We start from the raw sequence: 21694 nt of genomic DNA on the forward strand, positions 1-21694 counted from the left end.
CGATGGATTTCTCGCAGGTCTTCAACATCGCCCAGCTTGCCAACGCACTGGCGCTGGCCTCGCTGCTCACCATCCTGGCCAGCGGCCTGGCGCTGATCTTCGGGCTGCGCGACGTCATGAACTTCGGCCACGGCGCGCTGTTCATGCTGGGGGCGTACCTCGGCTACACCTTCTCCGGGCTCTTCAACTTCTGGGCGGCGCTGGTCATCGTGCCGCTGCTGCTCGCCGCGCTCGGCGTGGCCTTCGAGTACCTCGCGATCCGCCCGCTGCAGCATCGCTCGCACATGGACGTGGCACTCGTCACCTTCGGCCTGGCGCTGGTGCTGAGCCAGGTGGTGATCAAGATCTGGGGCACCGCGCCGCTGCAGATGGAGGCGCCGGCCTCGCTGGCGGGTTCGATCGACCTGTTCGGCCAGCGCTACCCGGCCTATCGCATCTTCCTGATCGCCGTCGGCTTCGGCACCTGCGTGGCGCTGGCGGTGTGGCTGAAATACACCCGCTCGGGCATGCACGTGCGTGCGGTGAGCCAGCAGCCGATGGTGGCCCGGATGATGGGCGTCAACACCGACCGGCTGAGCCTGCTGGTGGTGTGCATGGGCACCGGGTTCGCCGGGTTGGCCGGCGTGCTGGCAGGCCCCTATCTCTCGGTCGACCCGGCCATGGGCGGCAGCATCCTGATCAGCTGCCTGATCGTGGTGGTGATCGGCGGCCTGGGCAGCATCGGCGGCGCGATCGCGGCGGCCGTGATCTACGGGCTGATCCAGGTGATCGGGACGCTGGTCTCGCCGACCGTGGCGGTGATGGCGCCCTACCTGCTGCTGTTCTTCGTCCTGCTGTGGCGGCCCCAGGGGCTCGGCCGCGGAAGGGTGGCCTGATGGCCGCGCTGCCGATGGTCCACGACGCCATGCCGCACCATGCCACGGGCGCCCGCTCCGGCGCGCGCGCCTTGCTGAAGCCGGCGCTGATCGTCGCCGCGCTGGTGGTGCTGGGGCTGTTCGTCCCGATGGTGCTCAAGAGCACGTTCTATCTCGGGCTGCTCATCAATGCCATCGTGCTGGGCATCGCCGCGGTGGCGATCGGCTTCCTCGCGCACCAGAGTGGGCTCATGATGTTCGGCGCCGCGGCCTTCACCGGCAGCGCGACCTACCTGTTCGCGATCGCGGTCACGCAGTTCCGCTGGAACGCGATGACGGCGGCAGTGCTGACGCTGGTCGCGGCGACGGCGCTGTCGGCGCTGATCGGCGCACTGGTCGTGCGCGCACGGCCCTTGCCGTTCGCGATGCTCACGCTGGCACTGGCGCAGATGCTGCGCTCGATGGTGATGATCACCGACTTCCGGCCCGTCACCGGCGGCGATGATGGCTTGGCGCTGACCTTCTCGGGCACCTTCTTCGGCCTGACGCAGGCGCAGCTCGCCAAGCCCGGGCTGTTCTGGCCGGTCGCCTGGCTTGCCTTGTGCGCCGTCATGCTGCTGGCGTGGGGCGTGGGCCAGTCGCGCACCGGACGCGTGCTTCGCGCGATCCGCGCCAACGAGGAGCGCATGCGCTTCTCCGGCTTCAACACCTACCTGCCGCGTGTGTTCGCGTTCACGCTGGCCGGCTTCATTGCCGCGGTGTCGGGCCTGCTGACGGCGCTGCACACCGCCTTCGCATCGCCCGAGCTGCTCGACTTCGTGACCGGGGGGCACGCGCTGGTGTCGACGCTGGTCGGCGGCGTCGCGACGGTCAGCGGCCCCGTGCTTGGCGCGCTGCTCTATGTCATCGGGCAGGACCAGTTCGGCGCCACCGGCCATCTCGAACTGCTGACAGGCCTGGCCGTGGTGCTGGTCATCGTCGCGTTCCCGGAAGGCACCATGGGATTCGCCCGCAACATGATCGCGCGCCTGGGCAAGCCGGCTGCCGCCAAGGCGCAAGGAGGCAACGATGCTGCGCGTTGAAGACCTCAGCGTTTCCTACGGCAGCGTCAAGGCGCTGGACGGCGTCAGCCTCGAGGTGGCGCAGCGCGGCGTGCTGCACGGCGTGATCGGCCCCAACGGTGCCGGCAAGTCGACCCTCATGGACGCCATCACCGGGCGCCGCAAGCCGACGCGCGGCCGGGTCTTCGTCAACGGGCAGGACATCACGCACCTGTCGGTGGTGCAGCGGCGGCGGCTGGGCATGTCGCGCTCGTTCCAGCGCACCAGCATCTTTCCCGGCATCCGGGTCGGCGAGCAACTGGAGCTGGTGGCGTCGCAGCTCGGCGAGCAAGACCTGGCCGGCATCGTCGACACGCTGCAACTCGGCAGCGTCTACGACGAGATCGCCGACAGCATCGCCTATGGCGACCAGCGGCGCGTCGACATCGCGCTGGCGCTGGTCGGCCAACCGACACTGATGCTGCTGGACGAACCGGCCGCGGGCCTGTCGACCACCGAAACCGTTGCGCTGTTCGAGCACCTGGCAATGGTCGTGCGCTCGCGCAACGTGACGGCGCTGGTGGTAGAGCACGATGTCGATGCCGTCTTCCGCTTCTGCGACACCATCACCGCGCTCGACCTGGGCCGCCTGCTGGCGAGCGGATCGCCGGCGCAGGTGCGGGCCGATCCGAAAGTGATCGCGGCATACCTGGGGACTGCGGCATGAACCCCCGCCCGGCCGCTCCGAAGGGGGCTCGCACCGCAGCGCGAAGCGCGGAGGTCATTCAATGAGCTTCATCGATGTCAAGGGTTTGCATGCCGGCTATGGCAAGTCGGTCGTGCTGCGCGATGTCAACCTGCAGGTGGAGGAGGGCGAGGCGGTCGCCGTGGTCGGCAAGAACGGCGCGGGCAAGTCGACCTTGCTGATGTCCTTCTTCGGCGGCACCACGGTCAGCGGCGGCAGCATCGAGGTCGGCGGCGTGGCATTGCAGAAGTTGCCCGCCTATCGCGCGGCGATGCAGGGCGTCACGATGTCGCCGCAGGGCCGCATGATCCTGCCGCACCTGACGGTCGGCGACAACCTGCTGCTCGGCGCAGCCTCCAGGCGCAAGGGCCACTGGAGCATGGAATCGGTCTACAAGCTGTTCCCGGTGCTGCGCGAGCGGCGCGACCGCATGGGCACCGAGCTCAGCGGCGGGCAGCAGCAGATGCTGGCGGTGGGGCGGGCGCTGCTGGGCAACCCGCGCGTGCTGCTGCTGGACGAACCTTCCGAGGGCCTGTCGCCGGTGCTGGTCGACGAACTCGCCAACGTGTTCAACCAGATCCGCGCGGCCGGCACCGGCGTGCTGATGGTCGAGCAGCACCTGAACCTGGTGCGCCGCGTCAGCCAGCGCTTCGTCGTGATGGCCAAGGGCGAAATCATCGACCGCGGCCGCACCGAAGACATCGACACCGAGCAGCACCGTGCTGCGCTGGCCTTCTAACCCCGGAGATCCTTCAGACATGATCAAGAGACTTTTGACAGTGGCGGCCGCCGCCATCGCCTTGCACGGCATCGCGGTGGCGCAGACCATCAAGCTCGGTGTGGTGAACATCGACACCGGGCCGTTCGCGGTCAGCGGCGCCTTCGTCAACGACGGCGCCGCCTTCGCGGTGGAACGGCTCAACGCGCAGGGCGGCGCGCTCGGGCGCAAGTACGAGCTCATCACGCAGAACCATGCCGGCACGCCGGCCTCGGCGATCGCGGCGGCCAACCGGCTGGTTGAGCAGCAGGGGGTCTCGTTCTTCACCGGCCTGAACCCTTCGGGCACCTCGCTGGCGATCGCATCGAAGATGTCGGGGCTCAACGCGCTGTTCATCGATGCCACCGCGGCATCCGACGATCTCACCGGCAAGAACTGCGGCGAGAACTACTTCCGCGTCGGCATCACCGACGGCATGATGGTCAACAGCTTCCGCGAGCAGACCCTGAAGAGCGGGATCAAGAACTGGGACCTGCTGATGGCCGACATCGCGGTCGGCCACGACACCGCCAAGCGCTTCACCGCCGCCATGCAGGAAAGCGGCGGCAAGGTCAACAAGACGCTGTTCGCCCCCATCACCGCGTCCGACCTGGGCAGCTACATCGCGCAGCTGCTCGACAAGCCGGCCGACGGCCTCCTGATGTACTACCCGTCGTCGGGCGGCATCGCGCTGGTCAAGCAGCAGCAGGCATTCAAGCTGTTCGAAAAGTACAAGGTGGTGCTGTCGGCATCGATGGTCAACGAGATCCTGATCGGTGCGCACGGCGATGCGAGCGTCGGCCTGTGGTCGGCGCAGAGCTACTTCTGGACCATGCCGGGCGAGCGCAATGCCGAATTCGTCAAGGCGTTCGAGGCGCGCTACAAGCGCAAGCCGACCTACATCGACGCAGATGCCTACATGTCCTTCGAGCTGGTGCACCAGGCCATCCTGAAGGCCAAGTCGGCCGAGGTGCCGGCGGTGCGCGCGGCGCTGGCCGGGCTGAAGGCGCAGACCGTGGTGGGCGAGGTCGAGATGCGCGCCGCCGACCATCAGCTGCTGCGTCCGCTGGTCGTCGTGCAGGCCGCCAAGGCAGGCGAGGGCAAGGGCGAGATCGTGATGAAGTCGATCGAGCCAACGGCGCAGATCGCGCCGCCGGTGAGCCCCGAGTGCAAGATGTGATGGCCGTGGCCTGAAGCAGACATGGCGATCGCCGACCTGCTGGCCCGGGATTTCGGCACCAATGCCGAGCTGATCCGCGCGCATGCCCGCGAACGGCCGGCGCATGCCGCGCTGTGGCTGGACGGGCGCAGCCTCGACTATGCGGCGCTGGACGCGCTGATGGACCGCGTCGCCGCATCGCTGCAGCGCGACGGCCTGAAGCCGGGCGACGTGATCGCCATCTGCGCGGCCACCTCCTTCGAGTACGCCGTGACCTTTCTCGGCAGCGTGCGGGCCGGTGTCACAGTGGCACCGCTGGCGCCGGACACCGCCGCCGCGGGCCTGGCGGCGATGGTGGCCGATGCCGGCGCCAGGCGACTGTTCGTGAGTGCCGCGGTGGCCGCTGCACTGCAGCCGGTGCGCGAGCGGATCGCGGTGCCCCTCATCGCGCTCGACGATTCGGCCGAGGGCCTGGCCTTCACGCAGTGGCTGGCCCCCGTCGGCGCGGCGCCGCAAGCCATTGCGATCGAGCCGCAGTGGCCCTTCAACATCATCTATTCGTCGGGCACCACCGGCACGCCCAAGGGCATCGTCATGCCCTATGCGTTCCGCTGGGCGCAGGTGCAGCTCTTCACCTCGCTGGGCTACGGGCCCGACACCGTGACGATGGTGTCGATCCCGCTGTACTCGAACATGACGCTGTCGAGCTTCCTGCCCGCGCTGTCGCTGGGCAGCACGGTCGTGCTGATGGCCAAATTCGACGCAGGTCGCTATCTCGAACTGGCGCAGGAACACCGCGTGACCCACGCGATGATGGTACCGGTGCAGTTCCAGCGGATCATGGCGCGCCCTGATTTCGAGCGCTACGACCTGGGCGCGTTCCGCGTGAAGTCCTGCGGCAGCGCGCCGTTTCCGGCGGCGCTCAAGGCCGACGTGGTCGCGCGCTGGCCGGGCGCGCTGGTCGAGTACTACGGCATGACCGAAGGCGGTGGCGTCTGCGTGCTGCCGGCCGACCAACGCCCGGACAAGCTGCACACGGTGGGCCATCCGGCGCCGGGTCACGACATGCGCGTGATCGATGAAGACGGCCGCGAACTGCCGCGCGGCGAGATCGGCGAGATCGTCGGCCGCTCGGGCACGATGATGGTCGGCTACCACAACCTTCCGGCGAAGACGGCCGAGGCCGAGTGGTTCGACACGCAAGGCCGCCGCTTCATCCGCAGCGGCGATACCGGGCGCTTCGACGAGGACGGCTTCCTCATCCTGCTCGACCGCAAGAAGGACATGGTGATCTCGGGCGGCTTCAACGTCTACCCGATCGACCTCGAGAACGTGATGCGCACGCACCCCGACATCGCCGAGGTCGCGGTGTTCGGCGTGCCCTCGGAACGCTGGGGCGAGACGCCGGTCGCTTGCGTGGTGCTGCGCGACGGCGCGCAGGCCGATGCCGATGCCTTGCTGCAATGGACCAATGCGCAGCTCGGCAAGGCTCAGCGGCTGAGTGCGATCCAACCCGTCGCGAGCCTGCCGCGCAGCGACATCGGCAAGGTGCTCAAGCGCCAGTTGCGCGACCTGTATTCAGGCGCCGGGCAAGCAGTCGACCTGACTCGAAACGGAGACGGCTCGCGCCGGCCATGATGGGACCGCTCAAGGGCATCCGGATCATCGAGATGGCGGGGCTCGCGCCCGGCCCGTTCGCCGCGATGATGCTGGCCGACATGGGCGCGCAGATCCTGCGTATCGAGCGGCCGGGCCAGCTGGCGCCGCCCGGGCATCCGAACATCGAACTGCTCAACCGCAGCCGCGACGTGGTGGCGCTCGACCTGAAGTCTGCCGCCGGCATCGCCACCTTGCAGCGCCTGCTGGTGAAGGCCGACGCCTTCATCGAGGGCTTCCGCCCCGGCGTGATGGAGCGCCTCGGGCTGGGCCCGGACATCTGCCTCGCGGCCAACCCCAGGCTGGTCTACGGACGCATGACCGGATGGGGCCAGAACGGACCGCTGGCCAGCGCGGCCGGCCACGATCTCAACTACATCGCCCTCACCGGCGCGCTTCACTCCATCGGCCGCAAGGGCGAGCCGCCGTCGGTGCCGCTGAACCTGGTCGGCGACTTCGGCGGTGGCGGCATGTACCTGGCCTTCGGCATCGTCTGCGCGCTGCTGGAGGCCCGGCAATCGGGGCAGGGCCAGGTGGTCGACGCCGCGATGGTCGACGGCGCCGCATCGCTCATGACCTACATGTTCGCCTCGCACGCGAGCGGTGCCTGGAGCGACACGCGCGGCGAGAACGTCCTCGACGGCGAGACCGCGCCCTGGTACGGCGTCTACGAAACCTCGGATGGCGGCTACGTGACCATCGCATCGGCCGAGCCGCAGTTCTACGCCGAGCTGCTGCGCCTGACAGGCCTGGCCGGGCAAGCCGATCTGCCCGACCAGCTCGATCGCGCCAGCTGGCCGGCCTTCCGCGCTCGCCTGGCGGAGGTGTTCCGCGGCCGGACGCGCGCCGAGTGGTGCGACATCATGGAAGGCAGCAACGTCTGCTTCGCGCCGGTGCTGAACCTGGCCGAGTCAATCGCCCATCCGCACAACCGTGCGCGCGGCACCTTCGTCGAGGTGGATGGCGTCGCGCAGCCGGCGCCGGCGCCGCGCTTCAGTCGCACCTCCCCCGACCGGCCGACGCTGCCCAAATCCTTGGCCGGCACCGACACCACCGGCGTGCTGGCCGCGTGGGGCTTCGAGCTGCAGGAGGTGCAGGCCTTGCGCGAGGCGGGCGCGTTCGGCCCGGCCTGACAGGAGCGTTCACGCGCCGACGCGCGGGACGCATTCGGCGCTCAAGGCGTCGATTCGTTCAGGCTGCGTGCGCGCAGGTCCTGCAGCGAGCTGCCGACCAGGCGCGTGAGCGAGCAGTGGTCGAGCGAGAAGGCGTCGGTGCGCGCAAGGCCGAGGCAATGCGCGACCATGGTCTTGATCGGCATGCCGTGCGAGAACACCGCGATGGTCCGGCCATGCGCGTCGGCCAGCAGCGCGGCGAAGGCATCGAGCACGGTCTGGCGGAACACGTCCGGGTCGACGCCGAGGAAGCGCGGCGGCGACTTCAGGAACTCGGCCCAGCGGTGCGGCTCCTCGCGCCGGATGGTGTCGGGCGAGCGATAGCGCGCAGTGTGCCGGTCGCATTCGGCCAGGCCTTCGATCACCTCGATCTCGATGCCGAGCAGGCGCGCCAGGGGGGCCGCGGTGTCGATGGCGCGCTGCTGCGGACTGCACACGATGCGGTCGATGGGCTCGAATGCCAGCCGGCGCAGTGCCAGTGCACGCGCCTGCACATGCCCGTGCGGATGCAACGGCGGGTCGCCCGGCTGGAGCGCATGGCCTTCGTCGGGCTGGGCGTGGCGCACGAGAAGAAGCTGCTTGAGGGCCATGCCGTGGTGGCTCGCGCTTCAGGTCATCGTCAGGACGAGCTTGCCGAACTGGTCGCCGCGTTCGAGCCGGTCATAGGCGGCGGCGAAGTCTTCCAGCGCAAAGCGCTGGTCGATCACCGGCTTGAACGCGCCACGCCCGAACAGCGCGATGAGCTGGCGGCATTCCTCGATGCTGGCGCCCGTCGAGCCGTACACCTCGAGCTGGCGGATGAAGATGCGCTGCAGGTCCGCGCCCGGGTTGGAGCCGGTGGTCGCGCCGCAGGTGACGAGCCGGCCGCCGCGGCGCAGCGATCGCAGCGAGTCGTCCCAGCTCGCGGCACCGGAGCTGTCGAGCACCATGTCGACGCCTTCGCCATTCGTCATTTCCAGCACACGCTTCGCGACCTTCTCGCTGCGGTAGTTGATGCCGCCGCTGGCGCCGAGCGCCTTGGCGCGCGCCAGCTTGTCGTCGCTGGACGAGGTCACCAGCACGCGCGCGCCGGCCTGCACCGCGAGCTGCAGGCAGGCGACCGCGACGCCGCCGCCCACGCCCACCACCAGCGCCGTTTCGCCGGGGCGCAGCGCGCGCTTGCCGAACAGCATCCGCCACGCGGTCGCATGGGCCGTGAGCACCACGCCGGCCTCGACCAGGTCGACGTGGTCGGGCAATGGCAGTGCGCAGCGCGCCGGCATGGCCACGTATTCCGCAAAGCCGCCGTCGCGATGCTCTCCCATGATGTGCGCACGCACGCACAGCGGCTGGTCGCCTGCCAGGCAGTAGCGACACTTGCCGCAGAAGGCATTGGCAAAGATGGCGACCTTCTGCCCCGCCACCAGGCCGCTGTCGGCATCGGCCTCGGCGATGACGCCGGCGGCCTCGACGCCTGCTGTCTGCGGCAGCGTGTGCGTGATGCCGACGCCGTTGTCGCGCATGTACAGGTCGACCCGGTTCAGGCCGCCCGCGTGCACGCGCACCAGCACCTCGCCGGGCTGGCGCACCGGGACCGGAATATCGCGAAGGACCAGCCCGGCGCGTCCGCGCGCTTCGATGACAGCAGCTTTCATGGACATCAGCATATAGAAGGTGCACCAGTGTACGAACTATGGAAAACACCGACGCTTCGCCCGGGAAGGGCGATTGACCCCGCAGTCGATTGCTCCTGATAATCTACTCGTACGGTAGTGAACTAAATGAAGGATCGCGATGCCCGGCCCCTTGAGTGGTGTGCGTGTTCTCGAGTTGCCGGCCATCGGTCCGGCACCTTTCTGCGGTGCCTTGCTGGCCGACATGGGCGCCGACGTCGTGCGCATCGACCGGGCGGCATCGATCGACCTGGGCACGCCCGTGCCGCCGCATTTCGATTTCTACAACCGCAACAAGCGCTCGGTGGCGCTCGACCTGAAGGCGCGGCCCGCCGTCGATGCCGCGTTGCAGCTGGCACGGCATGCCGACATCCTGATCGAAGGCTTCCGCCCCGGCGTGGCTGAGCGGCTGGGGCTCGGACCGGTCGAGTGCCTGCAGGTGAATCCGCGGCTGGTCTATGGGCGCATGACCGGCTGGGGGCAGGACGGGCCGCTCGCGCAGGCGGTGGGGCACGACATCAACTACCTCGCCCTCAGCGGCGCGCTGCATTGCATCGGCGAGAAGGGGCGGCCGCCGGTGCCGCCGCTCAACCTCGCTGCCGACTTGGGCGCCGGCGCGATGTACCTTGCCGTCGGCGTGCTGGCGGCGCTGGCAGAGGCGCGGGCCTCCGGCCGCGGGCAGGTGGTCGATGCAGCGATGGTCGATGGCCTGGCCAACCTGATGTCTGCGTTCTCGGCCTTTCGCCAGATGGGCGAATGGACGGCCGATCGCGGCGAGAACATCGTCGACGGCGGCGCGCATTTCTACGGCACCTATGAAACCAGCGACGGCAAGTACATCGCGGTCGGTGCGATCGAGGCGCGCTTCTACCGCGCCCTGACCGACGCCATGGGACTCGACGCCGAAGCGCTGCCGCCGCAGAACGACCGCAGCACCTGGGCGTCGATGCGCGAGATCTTCGAAGCCATCTTCAGGACGCGCACGCGTGACGAATGGGTCGACGTGATGGCCGGGCGGGATGCCTGCTTCTCGCCGGTGCTGACGCTCGACGAGGCCCCGGCGCATCCGCATATGCAGGCTCGCGCCGTCTTCAGCCGCTTCGACGGCGTGCTGCACCCGAGTCCCGCGCCGCGCTTCGATCGCACGCCTGGCGGACTGCGGCGTGGCGCGCCCGCCGCCGGCGAACAGAGTGCAGAGGTGCTGGAGGAATGGGGCGTCGAAGCCTCCGCGATCGACGCGCTGCGCGCCAGTGGCGCGATGGTGCAGGCCGTGAATGCCGAGAGGGCCGCGCGATGAGCGGCGCTGTCGCATTCGCCGTCGCGCAGCGCCTGGCCGGCACGGTCTGCGTCGTCACCGGTGCGGCACGCGGCATCGGCCTGGCGATCGCCGAGCGCTTCGCCGCCGAAGGCGGGCGCATCGCCTGCTTCGACGTTGGCGCCGCGCGCCTCGATGCCGCCGTGACCGGACTCGTCGAGCGCGGCATCGATGCGCGCGCCTACGTCGCGGACGTGGGACGGCGCGAGGCCGTGGCATCGGCATTCGAGGCGGTGGAACGCGACTTCGGCGCGCCGGTCGGCGTGCTCGTCAACAACGCCGTGTGGGCGCGTTTCCAGCCGCTGGCCGAGGTCGACGAAGAGAGCGTCGGCCGCATGTTCGACGTCGGGCTCAAGGGCCTGATCTGGACCCTGCAGGCCGCGGCACCGCAGATGCAGCGCCGCGGTGGCGGCTCGATCGTCAATCTGAGTTCGACTTCGGCCCTGCAGGCGCTGACGCATTCCACCGGCTATGCCGCGATGAAGGCCGGCGTGCTCGGCCTGACCCGTGCCGCGGCCGTCGAGCTGAGCCCGATGGGCATCCGGGTCAACGCCATCGTGCCGGGCATGATCGGCACGCCGGCCTCGATTGCCAAGTTCGACGAGGCCACGGTCAAGGCGCGCCTGGCATCGATGCCGCTGGCACGCTTCGGCGAGCCGCAGGAGATCGCCTCTGTGGCGGCTTTCCTGGCCAGCGAGGACAGCCGCTACGTGCAGGGCGCCGAGATCGTCGCCGACGGCGGCTGGACCATCGCGACCCGCTGACCATGCCATTCCCTTGCAGGAGACAAGCGACATGAACCGACTCGAAGGCAAGCGCGCCATCATCACCGGCGCGGGCAGCGGCATCGGCCGCGCCAGCGCGCTGCGCTTCGCGCAGGAGGGCGCTGCCGTGCTGGTGGTCGGGCGCAGCCAGGACAACACCGAGGAAACCGTGGCGATGGTGCGCGCGGCGGGCGGCCGCGCGGCGGCTTGCGTGGCCGACGCGGCGGCCGAGGCCGAGGTCCAGGCGATGGTGTCGAGCTGTGTCGCCGAACTCGGCGGCCTCGACGTCTTCTTCGCCAACGCCGGCACGCCCGGCACCAACACCCCGCTGCTCGAGCAGACCGTCGACGAGTGGAACGAGGTCTGGCACGTCAACGTGATCAGCGCCTTCCTGGCCGTGAAGTACGCGGGCCGCCACATGACCGCGCAGCGCAGCGGATCGATCATCCTCACCTCGTCGGCGGCGTCGTTGCGCGCCAATGCAGGCTCGATCCAGTACAGCGCCAGCAAGGCCGCGGTCAACAGCCTCGCGCAAACCGCCGCCAATGCCTTCACGGGCACCGGCGTGCGGGTCAACGCGATCCTGCCGGGGCTGGTCGAGACCAAGATGACGCGCAAGGTGTTCGAGCAGGCCCGTGAACGCGGCAAGGAAGGGCGCATCGGCCACATGACGCCGATGCAGCGGGCAGGGCGCCCCGAAGAGATCGCAGCGATGGCTGCGTTCCTCGCCTGCGACGACAGCTCGTTCGTCACCGGGCAGTCGTACGCGGTCGATGGCGGGGTCAGCAGCACCCATCCGCATGGGCGGATCGCGCTCTAGCGGGGCCCGGCGCATCCAGCCCTTGCCCGCTAAGCTTTGCCGATGCATCCCGATCCGACGATTGCCAGATTGCCCGCCGCCAATGCCGGCGAACGGCTGCCCGGAACGCCCCTGCCCATGCACTACTGGGAGGGCGCACGGGGCGTCCGCCTGGCCGGCGATTCGTGGGGCGATGCCTCGGCCGTGTCGGTGGTGCTTCAACATGGCGGCGGACAGACACGGCATGCCTGGAAGCGGACGGGCGAAGTGCTGGGCGCAGCGGGTTACCGCGCCATCGCGTTCGACGCGCGCGGACACGGCGACTCCGACTGGGCCGCCGATGGCGACTACAGCCAGGACCTGATGGTGCAGGACCTTCAATGCGTGCTGGCGCAGGAGGGCGCCGTCCGCCCGGTGCTGGTGGGTGCCTCCATGGGCGGCGGCACCAGCCTGGTGGCGGCAGGCGAGCGCAGGGTCGATGCGGCGGCGCTGGTACTGGTCGACATCGCGCCACGCGCCGAGGCGGGAGGTGTGCAGAACATCATGGCCTTCATGCGGCGAAACCCGGATGGCTTTGCCTCGCTGGAGGAAGTGGCGGATGCCATCGCCAGCTACCAGCCGCACCGGGAGCGGCCCCGGCATCTGCAAGGCCTCGCGAAGAACGTCCGCCTCGCAGCGGATGGCAGATACCGGTGGCATTGGGACCCTCGCTTCCTGGAAGGCGATCACGACATGGCACGGCGGCAGGCCCGGCTGGAAGCGTGCGCAAGTGCGCTCTCGATGCCTTCGCTGCTGGTTCGCGGGGGCATGTCGGACGTGCTCACCGAAGAAGGGGTCCGGGAGTTCCTGGCGCTGGCGCCGGCGAGCGAGTACGTCGCGATCGGCGCGGCAAGTCACATGGTGGCTGGCGACCGCAACGACTCCTTCGGGGCTGCCGTCGTCGAGTTCCTGATGCGCGTGGTGCCGGCCGCCGGCCCGCCGCTGGCCGATGCCGAGCGCGAGGCGCTCGTGCATCGGCTCGATCGGAGCAACTTGCGCGACCTGCCTTGAATGCGATGAGTTCGCCAGCGCCGAGCTCCGCACCCGAGACCCGCGGCCTGTCGGCGCTGCTGTTGCTGGTGACGGCCCTGTGGGGCCTCAACATGACGGCGATGAAGACCATCGCCTCCTATTTCGATCCCGCGGTGATGGCCACGGAGCGTGCCGCGCTCGCGGCCGCGTTCATGGGCGCGATGCTTTGGTGGCAACGCGGCCGTCGGCGAGCGCGCATGAACCGGCGCCAGATCGCGACGGTGCTGGCCTGCGCGGCGCTGATGGTTTATGTCAACCAGATCCTGTTGTCTGCAGGACTGGTGCGCACCAGCGCCACCAACGCCTCGGTCGCCATCGCGCTCAGTCCGCTGGTGTCGTCCCTGATGGCCACGTTGATCCTCAAGGAGCGGCTGGGCATGCTGCGCATCCTGGGCGTGGCACTCGGCCTCGGCGGCGTGCTGATCGTGGTGCTGCAGTCACCGGGCGCACGCCTTGCCGAAACCGGCATCGGCGACGCCATGGTGGTCGGCTCCGTCGTGACCTTCGCGATCGGCGGCGTGCTGATCCAGCGCCTGGCACGCGAGACCGACGCCCTGCATGCGAGCGCCGCGATCTACCTGTGCGGCACGGCGATGCTGGCGTTGCATGCGGCGCTGACGGGCGTCTCGCCCGGCATCGACGCGTGGTACCCCGGCTTCTGGCCGCTGATGCTGGTGCTGTTCTCGTCGCTGATCGCGACCACCTTCGGCAACCTCGCGTGGAACCACGCCATCGTCAGGATCGGCGTCGCGCGGGTGTCGCTGTGGTTCTACTGGGTGCCGGTGTTCGGCGTGGGCTTCGCCGCGGCGCTGCTTGGCGAGTCGCTTTCGGTGTGGCACGGCGTCGGCCTGGCGGCCGTGGTCGCGGGGACGGCGATCGGCACCCAGCGGCGCGCCTGATTCGCTCCTGATTCTCTAGAGCCCTGCGAACCGCTTGGCCAGATAGTCCACCATCGCGCGAACCCGGGTGGGCACGTGGCGTCCACTCGGCATGACCGCATTGATCGGCACCGCCTCGCCTTCGTATTTCGCGAGCAGACGCACCAGCCTTCCCTCTCGAAGATCGGCGGCGACGTCGACGTCTGCCTTGTACGCGACGCCTTCGCCCCCCACGGCCCACTGGCGAACAAGGAGAGAGTCTGCGCACAAGGCTGGCGTGACGACGGCTGTCCCGCAAGCTCCGTCCGACGATACAAAGCTCCATTGAACCTTGGGTTGATCGCGGGTCAGCCATGCGAGGCATCGATGGTTGGCGAGATCGGCCGGGCACAGGAGCGGTCCTGATCGAGCAAGATATTCTGGCGAGGCGACCAGAACCCGGTGCGCGCGAACCAGCACCCGGCTGACCATCGACGAGTCGCTCAGCTCACCGTATCTCACAGCGATGTCCACCGCTTCGCGCGGCAGATCGTGCATTCGGTCGCCGACTCGCAGGGTCACCACCAGGCGCGAATGCATCCTTGTGTATTCGCCGATCCACTCCGCAAGGAACTGGACGCTCGTATCTGTCGGGGCGGCAATATGGATGCGACCTTCGACGGCACGGGCATCCTGGCGAAGCAAGCCTTGACCACGCGTCCACGCAACCGTCATCGTCTCGCAGGTTTGCAGAAATCGCTCTCCCTCGGGTGTCAGGCGCAATGCTCTGGTCGTGCGTTCGACGAGGCGCACGTCGAGTTCCTCCTCGATGCGCTTCAGCCTCGCACTGACAGAGGAGGGGGTCTGATCCAGCTGCCGGGCAGCCTCGCTCAGCGATTGTGCGTGTGCGACACGAACGAAAAGGCTGAGATCATCGAGGTGCATGATCCATTATGCGAGCACCCATCGCGGGTGCTTCCTTCCTCGGACGGTCAGGAGCCTGGCGTTCCTGGTGCCTCCGGGCGAAACCGATAGACCCGGTAGGGGGGGCCGTTGCTCGCCTTGCCGGAAGGGGTGGCATTGCTCTGGAACGCTCCGGTCTGAATCAGTTGTGCCGCACCGGAGTACATGAATCCATTGGAGGCATACGTCACGCCATCCGGCCAGATCATCTTCGGGTCTGAAACGTATCTGCGGTATTCCCGCGTATCTGGCGGAATGATGCCGATCGTGTGCTTGCCGACCTCGGTCAGATACAGGTTGTTCCTGGCGTCGATGGTCAGGCCGCCGTTGTAGGGCTTGTGGGCGTAGAACTCGACCTTCGCGGACAGTTGCGCATCACTCAGCGCCGTGTCCAGAAGATCGGACATGCGCACCCTGTACATCTCGTAGCCGCTCAGCGGCGCGAAGTACAGCCACTCCTGTTTGTGGTCGAGGGCAATGCCATCCACACCGACCCCCAACCCCCAGGACGCTGCGGGCACGCCGGCCTGGGTTGTCCATCGAATGGGGTCCGCGTTCGGCGTCACGTGCCGATCGCCTTGGAGTACTCGGCGGCTCTTGCCCGTCGCGATGTCGCTGACGACCAGCGCCGCCTTGTTGCCCACGCCGTTCGAGTCTTCGCCGATCGCCTCGTCTGCATCGATCAGGACGCCGTGCTTCAGATCGATCGCGAAGTCATTGTGTTGCGACTGCGGAACGGTCACCGCGTCGAGATCGATCACCTTGTGCAGCTTGTTGGACTTCGTATCCCAGCCGACGTACTTCGCATGCAACGCACTCGGCCTCGGATGCGCCGGATCCGAACGGTCGGTCGACTTGGCCGAATCGAGGATCCACAGGATGCCGTTCGCGTCCGCGTGGAAGCCGAGCACCCAGTCAATGCAGAAGTCGTATCGGCCATTGACCGGTGGAAGGAAGCTGCCATCGGGATTCCTGCAGCTTTGCAACAGCCCCGACCCCTCGGGTGGATAGGGTGTGCTCGACTTGCGATCGCTGTTCAGTGTCGCGACTTGCACCGACGTCGGTGTCAGGTAGAAGGGGTGGTATCCGATGATCAGTTGGCCGCTCTGCATCTGGCTGATCGCAGCGATCCCTGACTGGGTCAACTCCGCGTAGACCTCCAGGCTGCCCTGGCCCGCTGGACTGTCATCGACGCCGTACGCCATGAATGGCGCGGTCATGGCGAGGGTGAACCCAATGGCGGCCGCGAATCGGAAAGGCTTTCTCGTAGGCATCGTCTTGTCTCCGTCGTTGTCCTGCCGACGCATGCGGGTTGCATGAACCGGTCAGGTGCGATGGATGTTGGCCTGCGACGCCCGGCGCCACAACGGGGACCCAGAGAAAACACTTGTTGAAGATCGTTGAAGCTGGCTTCAAAGAATCCTTGAAGGTGTTATTGCATCTACGTCCTTGTTCGACCAACGGACGCCGCGCACGATCGGCATTCCTGATTTCCAACCATCCAAGAACGACGGAGAGACAAATGACGACCAGGTTTTCCAGGTTGAGCGCCGGCGCGGCATTGCTGGCGGTTCTCGTTGGAACTGCGAGTGCGCTGGCGGCCGAGCCGATCAAGATCGCGGTGTCCGGTCCCTTCACGGGGGGCTCCTCGGCCATGGGTTTGAGCATGCGCGATGGCGCGCGGCTCGCGCTCGATGAAATCAACAGGAGCGGCGGCGTGCTCGGCCGCCAGATCGTTGCGATCGAACGCGATGACGAGGCCAAGAACGAACGCGGCGTGCAGATCGCGCAGGAGATGATCAACAAGGAGAAGGTCGTCGCCGTGGTTGGCTATGTCAATACCGGCGTTGCACTCGCGTCGCAGCGCTTCTACCAGGAGGCGAGGATCCCGGTGATGAACAACGTGGCGACCGGCTCGACGATCACGCACCAGTTCGACAAGGAGCCCGAGAACTATGTCTTTCGCAACGCGGCGCACGACAGCATCCAGGCACCCATGATCGTCGAGGAGGCGATCGCGCGCCGAGGCTTCAAGAAGGTTGCCATCCTCGCGGACTCGACCAACTACGGCCAGCTGGGCCGCGAGGACCTGGAAAAGGCGCTCAACGCCAAGGGCATCGCACCGGTGGCCGTCGAGAAGTTCAACATCAAGGACGTGGACATGACGCCCCAACTCCTCAGGTCCAGGGAAGCCGGCGCTGAAGCGGTGCTGACCTATGGGATTGGTCCGGAACTGGCACAGATCGCCAACGGGATGACGAAGCTCGGCTGGAAGGTGCCGATGATCGGCAGCTGGAGTCTCTCGATGGCCAACTTCATCGACAACGCCGGGGTCAACGGAGAAGGGGCGCGCATGCCGCAGACCTTCATCCAGGAGCCAACGAACCCGAAGCGGCAATCCTTCATCATCAGCTACCTGAAGGCTTTCAGCCCGAAGAACGGGCGCATCGATTCGCCGGTGTCGGCGGCGCAGGGCTACGACTCGGTCTACTTGCTGGCTGCCGCGATCAAGCAGGCCGGCAGCACCGATGGACCGAGGATCAAGGACGCGCTGGAAGACCTGAGGGCGACCGTCGAGGGAGTGGTCACGACCTACAACCGGCCATTCTCCAAGACCGACCACGACGCCATCACGACAAGCATCCCCGTGTTCGGCGAAGTCAGGGGTGGGCGCGTCGTCTATGCCTATCCGGACGACCTGAAGAAAGCCACGGTCGGTCAGGCGAAGAAGTAGCCTTGCCTGTCCTCACCCGAGGCCAGGCCAATCTGCATCATGCACGGCAGCAGGTCCAGCTCAATCCAGCGTGATGCCACCCATGTCTTTCACCGCCTTGCCCCAGCGGTCGGTATCGGTCCGCACCAGCTCTTCGAATTTGGCTCCCGAGAGCCCCGTGGCGGTGTAGCCCAGTTCGGCCATGCTGGCTTTCAGCTCGGCCGTCTGCAACACCTTGCTGATGGTGCCGGCCAGCTTGTCGGTGATGTCCTTCGGCGTCCTGGCGGGCACGAACACACCCAGCCAGCCGGTCATCGCCGCCAGGCTGGGTTGGCCAGCTTCCGCAAATGTGGGCACATTTGGCAGCGCCGGATCGCGCATGGCGCCGGTCTGCGCCAGGGGGCGCACCTTGCCGCCCTGAATGAGACCGCGCGCCGAACCGAGGTCCGCCACCACCGAGGTCACGTTGCCGCCGATCAGGTCGGTGAGCGCTGGTGCAGCCCCCTTGAAGGGCACGTGCAGCAGGTCGATACCCGCTGACTTGCCGAAAGCGGCACCGAGCAAGTGGCCGGTGGTGCCGTTGCCATACGAGCCAAAGCTGGCCGTGCCGGGCTTGGCCTTGGCCGCTGCCACGAACTCGGCCAGCGTCTTGGACGGATTGGTGGCGCTCACCAACAGCAGCAGGGGCGTGTTGCCAGTCTGCGCCACCGGCTGGAGATCCTTGGCCGGGTCGTAGGGCAGTTTCTTGTAGACGTGCGGGTTGAGGTTGATCGACGAACCCGCGGTGAACAGCACCGTGTACCCGTCCGGCGCTGCCTTGGCCACCGCGTCCAGCCCGATGATGGCGCCGGCGCCCGGGCGGTTGTCGACCGTGACCGCCTGGCCCAGCGCCTCACCCATCTTCTTGCCAAGCTGGCGTGCAATGGCGTCGACGCCACCGCCGGCCGGGTAGGGCACGACCATGCGGATGGGCTTGCTGGGGTATGCCGCGGCAGTTTGCGCGTTCGCAGTGGCCGCGAGCGCAGCGCAGGCAAGCAGAGCCGCAGCAACGAAGGAAGGCTTCTTCATCAAGATCTGTCTCCTGGAATCGGCAGCGGTCGTGGTCGCGGCTGCATGGGTGATGCGAGGGATTGTTGAGCGCCCCGCAAGCTGCACCAAGGTCGCACGCGGTCAGAAACCGGTGGCGGGCGGCCAAACCATGCGCGGCGCGGGGGCCCTGGGGTTGAGGGATCGAGGTCAGCGGCGGAAGTCGCTCGGGCTCTTGTGTGTCCAGCGGCGGAAGGCGTGGCGAAAGTTCGCGGCATCGCTGAAGCCCAGCGTGCTGGCGATGTCGTCGACGCCCATGCGCGTGCTGCGCAAGTATTCCTTGGCCAGGCGGCAGCGCACGTCGTCCAGGATCTCCTTGTACGACGTGCCCTGCGTCGTCAGGTGGCGGCGCAGTGTGCGCGAGCTGGTGTTGAGCTTGCGCGCCAGTGCCTCCATGTCGTCGAACTGGCCGGGGCGCTCCATCAACAGGTTGAAGACGCGGCGGGTCAGGCCGCTGGCTGTCTTGGCCTCCACCAGCATGCGTTCGCAGACCTCGGCCGCCATCGCCACCGTGATGGAGTTGCGGTATGCGGCGGGCTTGTCCAGCAGCGCCGCGCGATAGCGCAGCTCGTTGTCCGGTTGGTCGAATTCGATGGGGCAGCCGAAGTACGCCCCATACAGGGCGGCGTGCTCCGGTCGCGGGTAGCGCGCGCGCAGCCGGCTCAGCTTGAAGTCGGGCCCGACCATGTCGCGCGCCAGCGTCTGGTGAATGCCGAACTGGAACTCGACAAGAAAGCGGTGCAGCGCATCGTCCGGGCCCAGGTCCAGCACATCGTCAAAGGTCCAGACAGCCTCGCCGTCCTCTTCGCGAAAACTCAGCGACACGGTGGGCGTGGCCAGACGATGGAACTTCACCGCCATCTGCGTGACCTCGCGCAGGGTCTCGCAGCACAGCAGCGCGTAGCCGTACATGCCGTAGCTGGACACATGTATGCGCGTGCCGGCACGAAAGGGCAGGCGGGTCGCCGGTGGCCGCCATGCCGTTGCGGCAGACGGTCATGAACTGGCGGATGGAAGTCTTCAGCACGGTGCTGCGCAGGTCGCTTGCCTGCAGGCCTGTACGTTCCAGCGTCCGTGCGGCATCGACACCCGCTTCGGCCAGCGCCTCCACCAGGGTCGCGATCTTGTAGGGAAGGTAGAGGCGCTCGTCGGCCAGCGGCAAATGCGCCAAGGGACGGGTGTAGGGGTGGATCACTGCGGTGAGTCTCCCTTAAGGGTCAACCCGGGTACGTCAATCGCTGGGCGTGTCCGGAACTCACCCCATGTTAGCCGTTGTGCACCTGTCGTCGCAAAGGGGCGGCTCGCACAATGCCACGGCCCGCAAGGAGACAACGTGAGCGCGCCACGCATCGAAAGACCATGAAGATCGATGAACTGTTCAAGCAGGTCAGCACGCCCTTGGGCGCGCCGGCCTTTCCGCGCGGGCCCTACCGCTTTCACAACCGCGAATACCTCAACATCACCTATCGCACCGACATCGAGGCGCTGCGCAAGGTGGTGCCCGAACCCATCGAGATCGACGAGCCGCTGGTGCGCTTCGAGGTGATGCGCATGCCCGACACCACGGGCCTGGGCAACTACACCGAATGCGGCCAGGCCATCGTGGTGCGCCTGGGGCAGGAGCGTGGCGAATACCTGCATGCGATGTACGTGGACAACCACCCGGCCATCGCCAGCGGCCGCGAGGTCAGCGCCTTCCCCAAGAAGCTGGGCGCGCCCAGGCTGTATGTGGATTCCGATACGCTGGTCGGCACGCTCGACTACGGCACGCTGCGCATCGCGGTCGCGACCATGGGCTACAAGCACCAGCCGCTGCCGCTGGAAGAGGCCAGGGCCGAGATCTGCGTGCCGACCTTCATGCTCAAGCTCATGCGCGGGTACGACCGGCAGTTGCGCATCTGCGAGCTGGTACGCAGTCAGATCCAGGACATCGAGATCAAGTCCGCCTTCCGTGGGCCGGCGCGACTGCAATTGTTCGAGCACGTGCTCGCGCCGATGGCCGACTTCCCGGTGCGCGAAGTGGTGGCTGCCAGCCACATCGTGGCCGACCTGTCGCTCACGCCGCCCAGCGTGGTGCATGACTACCTGGCAAAGGCATCATGAACAGCCCCACCGATTCGAGCCGCGAGCAGGTGCTGCAACGCTTCCAACGGGTCACGGTGGTGGGCGCCGGCGTCATCGGCGCATCCTGGGTCGCACTGTTCCTGGCGCACGGCCTGAAGGTCTGCGTGAGCGATCCGCGCGAAGGTGTGGATGCGGAGGTGCGCGACTACGTGGCGCGCGCCTTGCCCACGCTGGCGCAGCTTGGCGCGCCACAGGCGAATGACGAGATCGGCGAGCGCCTGCGCTTCGAGCCCGACCTGGAGCGCGCCGTGGCGCAGGCCGGCCTGGTTCAGGAAAACGGCCCCGAGCGGCTGGATTTCAAGCGCCAGCTCTGGCGCCGCATCGAGCAGGCGGCGCCGGCCGGGGCGTTGTTTCTCTCGTCCAGTTCGGCGTTGCCGGCCACCGACCAGGCCGCCGAGATGGCGACACCGCAGCGTCTGCTGGTGGGCCATCCATTCAACCCGCCGCACATCATTCCGCTGGTGGAGGTGGTGCCGGGCAAGCTCACTGCGCCCGAGTCGGTGCAAGCCGCCGTGGACTTCTATCGCGCGGTTGGCAAGGTGCCGCAGGTGCTGCGCAAGGAGGTGGGCGGCTTTGTCGCTAACCGGCTGCAGTCGGCCATCTTCCGCGAGTGCGTGGCGCTGGTGGTGGGCGGCGTGGTCACCGTCGACGAGTTGGACGAGATCGTCACGAACTCCGTGGGGCTGCGCTGGGCCGCCGGCGGTCCCTTCGCATCTTTCCACCTGGGTGGGGGCGATGGCGGGTTGCGCAGTTTCGTGGAGCAGTTCGGCCCCGGCATGGAAATGCGCTGGGCTTCGATGCAGCGCGAGGTGCGCTTCGACGAGGCCACGAGGAAGTTGCTGTTCGAGCAGGTCGATGCCTCCTACGGCCAGCACACGCGCGCCTTGCTGGAGGCTGCGCGCGATGCCCGCCAGATCGCGATCCTGCAGGCGTTGACTGGCGTCGCAGACGGCAGCCACGGTTGAGC

General features: G+C 67.7%; 21 protein-coding genes. 15 read left to right on the forward strand and 6 right to left on the reverse strand.

The annotated features are described in order from the left end of the window. Nucleotides 1–2: 2 nt before the first annotated feature. The 7 genes from HB681_RS21430 (at nt 3) to HB681_RS21460 (ending at nt 7344) form a co-directional block, all read left to right on the forward strand. A complete protein-coding gene (locus tag HB681_RS21430; protein WP_213956893.1) occupies nt 3–875 on the forward strand; it encodes a branched-chain amino acid ABC transporter permease in 873 nt (290 codons plus the stop codon). Then, nucleotides 875–1936, forward strand: coding sequence for a branched-chain amino acid ABC transporter permease (locus HB681_RS21435; RefSeq protein ID WP_213956894.1), 1062 nt, complete (start codon nt 875–877; stop codon nt 1934–1936). The genes HB681_RS21430 and HB681_RS21435 overlap by 1 nt, the downstream gene beginning before the upstream one ends. Continuing rightward, on the forward strand, nt 1923–2621 hold the full coding sequence (locus tag HB681_RS21440; RefSeq protein WP_213956895.1) for an ATP-binding cassette domain-containing protein: 699 nt from the start codon (nt 1923–1925) through the stop codon (nt 2619–2621). The genes HB681_RS21435 and HB681_RS21440 overlap by 14 nt, the downstream gene beginning before the upstream one ends. Nucleotides 2622–2682: 61 nt before the next feature. Then, nucleotides 2683–3378: an ABC transporter ATP-binding protein gene (locus HB681_RS21445; protein ID WP_213956896.1), complete on the forward strand. Its 696-nt coding sequence runs from the start codon at nt 2683–2685 to the stop codon at nt 3376–3378. A gap of 19 nt (nt 3379–3397) precedes the next feature. Next, nucleotides 3398–4576, forward strand: a complete 1179-nt coding sequence (locus tag HB681_RS21450; RefSeq protein ID WP_213956897.1) for an ABC transporter substrate-binding protein — start codon at nt 3398–3400, stop codon at nt 4574–4576. Between the two features lie 21 nt (nt 4577–4597). Beyond that, complete coding sequence (locus HB681_RS21455) at nt 4598–6193, forward strand: class I adenylate-forming enzyme family protein (RefSeq protein WP_213956898.1); 1596 nt, start codon at nt 4598–4600, stop codon at nt 6191–6193. Continuing rightward, nucleotides 6190–7344 carry a CaiB/BaiF CoA-transferase family protein gene (locus HB681_RS21460; RefSeq protein ID WP_213956899.1) on the forward strand — a complete coding sequence of 385 codons (1155 nt, stop codon included), beginning with the start codon at nt 6190–6192 and terminating at the stop codon, nt 7342–7344. Before HB681_RS21455 ends, HB681_RS21460 begins: the two co-directional genes overlap by 4 nt. A 41-nt stretch (nt 7345–7385) precedes the next feature. Here HB681_RS21460 and HB681_RS21465 read toward each other — a convergent pair whose 3' ends face one another. Both HB681_RS21465 and HB681_RS21470 read right to left on the reverse strand, forming a co-directional pair. Further along, on the reverse strand, nt 7386–7973 hold the full coding sequence (locus tag HB681_RS21465; protein ID WP_213956900.1) for a histidine phosphatase family protein: 588 nt from the start codon (nt 7971–7973) through the stop codon (nt 7386–7388). Nucleotides 7974–7991: 18 nt separating this feature from the next. Next, nucleotides 7992–9017 (reverse strand): zinc-binding dehydrogenase, encoded by a 1026-nt coding sequence (locus HB681_RS21470; protein WP_213956901.1) that lies wholly within the window; start codon nt 9015–9017, stop codon nt 7992–7994. 139 nt (nt 9018–9156) lie between these two features. On the opposite strand from HB681_RS21470, the gene HB681_RS21475 reads away from it, so the two are divergent. Genes HB681_RS21475 through HB681_RS21495 form a run of 5 tightly spaced genes read left to right on the forward strand, consistent with a single transcriptional unit; the run spans nt 9157 to nt 13883 of the window. Beyond that, a complete protein-coding gene (locus HB681_RS21475) occupies nt 9157–10332 on the forward strand; it encodes a CaiB/BaiF CoA-transferase family protein (protein WP_218628273.1) in 1176 nt (391 codons plus the stop codon). Further along, nucleotides 10329–11114 (forward strand): SDR family NAD(P)-dependent oxidoreductase, encoded by a 786-nt coding sequence (locus HB681_RS21480; RefSeq protein WP_213956902.1) that lies wholly within the window; start codon nt 10329–10331, stop codon nt 11112–11114. The genes HB681_RS21475 and HB681_RS21480 overlap by 4 nt, the downstream gene beginning before the upstream one ends. A 31-nt stretch (nt 11115–11145) precedes the next feature. Next, nucleotides 11146–11934, forward strand: coding sequence for an SDR family oxidoreductase (locus HB681_RS21485; protein ID WP_213956903.1), 789 nt, complete (start codon nt 11146–11148; stop codon nt 11932–11934). Between the two features lie 42 nt (nt 11935–11976). Continuing rightward, nucleotides 11977–12963 carry an alpha/beta hydrolase gene (locus tag HB681_RS21490; protein ID WP_213956904.1) on the forward strand — a complete coding sequence of 329 codons (987 nt, stop codon included), beginning with the start codon at nt 11977–11979 and terminating at the stop codon, nt 12961–12963. Nucleotides 12964–12968: 5 nt separating this feature from the next. Beyond that, complete coding sequence (locus HB681_RS21495; protein ID WP_256735033.1) at nt 12969–13883, forward strand: DMT family transporter; 915 nt, start codon at nt 12969–12971, stop codon at nt 13881–13883. Between the two features lie 15 nt (nt 13884–13898). Here HB681_RS21495 and HB681_RS21500 read toward each other — a convergent pair whose 3' ends face one another. Next, nucleotides 13899–14786, reverse strand: a complete 888-nt coding sequence (locus HB681_RS21500; RefSeq protein ID WP_213956905.1) for a LysR family transcriptional regulator — start codon at nt 14784–14786, stop codon at nt 13899–13901. Between the two features lie 47 nt (nt 14787–14833). Further along, nucleotides 14834–16078, reverse strand: coding sequence for an L-dopachrome tautomerase-related protein (locus tag HB681_RS21505; RefSeq protein WP_213956906.1), 1245 nt, complete (start codon nt 16076–16078; stop codon nt 14834–14836). A gap of 248 nt (nt 16079–16326) precedes the next feature. On the opposite strand from HB681_RS21505, the gene HB681_RS21510 reads away from it, so the two are divergent. Further along, nucleotides 16327–17538 carry an ABC transporter substrate-binding protein gene (locus HB681_RS21510; protein WP_213956907.1) on the forward strand — a complete coding sequence of 404 codons (1212 nt, stop codon included), beginning with the start codon at nt 16327–16329 and terminating at the stop codon, nt 17536–17538. 60 nt (nt 17539–17598) lie between these two features. Here the strand turns inward: HB681_RS21510 and HB681_RS21515 are convergent, their stop codons facing one another. Then, on the reverse strand, nt 17599–18585 hold the full coding sequence (locus HB681_RS21515; RefSeq protein WP_213956908.1) for a tripartite tricarboxylate transporter substrate binding protein: 987 nt from the start codon (nt 18583–18585) through the stop codon (nt 17599–17601). 168 nt (nt 18586–18753) lie between these two features. Further along, nucleotides 18754–19560 (reverse strand): AraC family transcriptional regulator, encoded by an 807-nt coding sequence (locus tag HB681_RS21520; RefSeq protein ID WP_256735044.1) that lies wholly within the window; start codon nt 19558–19560, stop codon nt 18754–18756. 402 nt (nt 19561–19962) lie between these two features. Between HB681_RS21520 and HB681_RS21525 the strand changes: the two genes are divergently transcribed. Both HB681_RS21525 and HB681_RS21530 read left to right on the forward strand, forming a co-directional pair. After that, complete coding sequence (locus HB681_RS21525; protein WP_213956910.1) at nt 19963–20706, forward strand: acetoacetate decarboxylase; 744 nt, start codon at nt 19963–19965, stop codon at nt 20704–20706. Then, nucleotides 20703–21692, forward strand: coding sequence for a 3-hydroxyacyl-CoA dehydrogenase NAD-binding domain-containing protein (locus HB681_RS21530; RefSeq protein ID WP_213956911.1), 990 nt, complete (start codon nt 20703–20705; stop codon nt 21690–21692). The genes HB681_RS21525 and HB681_RS21530 overlap by 4 nt, the downstream gene beginning before the upstream one ends. Nucleotides 21693–21694 lie beyond the last annotated feature (2 nt).

The sequence above is a fragment of the Variovorax sp. dw_954 genome, assembly GCF_018449755.1.
Classification (GTDB): Bacteria; Pseudomonadota; Gammaproteobacteria; order Burkholderiales; family Burkholderiaceae_C; genus Variovorax.

Coding starts and splice junctions, on each gene's coding strand:
- HB681_RS21490 (WP_213956904.1), top strand. CDS start 11,977: ATGCATCCCGATCCGACGATTGCCAGATTGCCCGCCGCCAATGCCGGC.
- HB681_RS21530 (WP_213956911.1), top strand. CDS start 20,703: ATGAACAGCCCCACCGATTCGAGCCGCGAGCAGGTGCTGCAACGCTTC.
- HB681_RS21515 (WP_213956908.1), bottom strand. CDS start 18,585: ATGAAGAAGCCTTCCTTCGTTGCTGCGGCTCTGCTTGCCTGCGCTGCG.
- HB681_RS21500 (WP_213956905.1), bottom strand. CDS start 14,786: ATGCACCTCGATGATCTCAGCCTTTTCGTTCGTGTCGCACACGCACAA.
- HB681_RS21455 (WP_213956898.1), top strand. CDS start 4,598: ATGGCGATCGCCGACCTGCTGGCCCGGGATTTCGGCACCAATGCCGAG.
- HB681_RS21485 (WP_213956903.1), top strand. CDS start 11,146: ATGAACCGACTCGAAGGCAAGCGCGCCATCATCACCGGCGCGGGCAGC.
- HB681_RS21470 (WP_213956901.1), bottom strand. CDS start 9,017: ATGAAAGCTGCTGTCATCGAAGCGCGCGGACGCGCCGGGCTGGTCCTT.
- HB681_RS21450 (WP_213956897.1), top strand. CDS start 3,398: ATGATCAAGAGACTTTTGACAGTGGCGGCCGCCGCCATCGCCTTGCAC.
- HB681_RS21510 (WP_213956907.1), top strand. CDS start 16,327: ATGACGACCAGGTTTTCCAGGTTGAGCGCCGGCGCGGCATTGCTGGCG.
- HB681_RS21475 (WP_218628273.1), top strand. CDS start 9,157: ATGCCCGGCCCCTTGAGTGGTGTGCGTGTTCTCGAGTTGCCGGCCATC.
- HB681_RS21465 (WP_213956900.1), bottom strand. CDS start 7,973: ATGGCCCTCAAGCAGCTTCTTCTCGTGCGCCACGCCCAGCCCGACGAA.
- HB681_RS21495 (WP_256735033.1), top strand. CDS start 12,969: ATGAGTTCGCCAGCGCCGAGCTCCGCACCCGAGACCCGCGGCCTGTCG.
- HB681_RS21435 (WP_213956894.1), top strand. CDS start 875: ATGGCCGCGCTGCCGATGGTCCACGACGCCATGCCGCACCATGCCACG.
- HB681_RS21480 (WP_213956902.1), top strand. CDS start 10,329: ATGAGCGGCGCTGTCGCATTCGCCGTCGCGCAGCGCCTGGCCGGCACG.
- HB681_RS21430 (WP_213956893.1), top strand. CDS start 3: ATGGATTTCTCGCAGGTCTTCAACATCGCCCAGCTTGCCAACGCACTG.
- HB681_RS21440 (WP_213956895.1), top strand. CDS start 1,923: ATGCTGCGCGTTGAAGACCTCAGCGTTTCCTACGGCAGCGTCAAGGCG.
- HB681_RS21505 (WP_213956906.1), bottom strand. CDS start 16,078: ATGCCTACGAGAAAGCCTTTCCGATTCGCGGCCGCCATTGGGTTCACC.
- HB681_RS21445 (WP_213956896.1), top strand. CDS start 2,683: ATGAGCTTCATCGATGTCAAGGGTTTGCATGCCGGCTATGGCAAGTCG.
- HB681_RS21460 (WP_213956899.1), top strand. CDS start 6,190: ATGATGGGACCGCTCAAGGGCATCCGGATCATCGAGATGGCGGGGCTC.
- HB681_RS21525 (WP_213956910.1), top strand. CDS start 19,963: ATGAAGATCGATGAACTGTTCAAGCAGGTCAGCACGCCCTTGGGCGCG.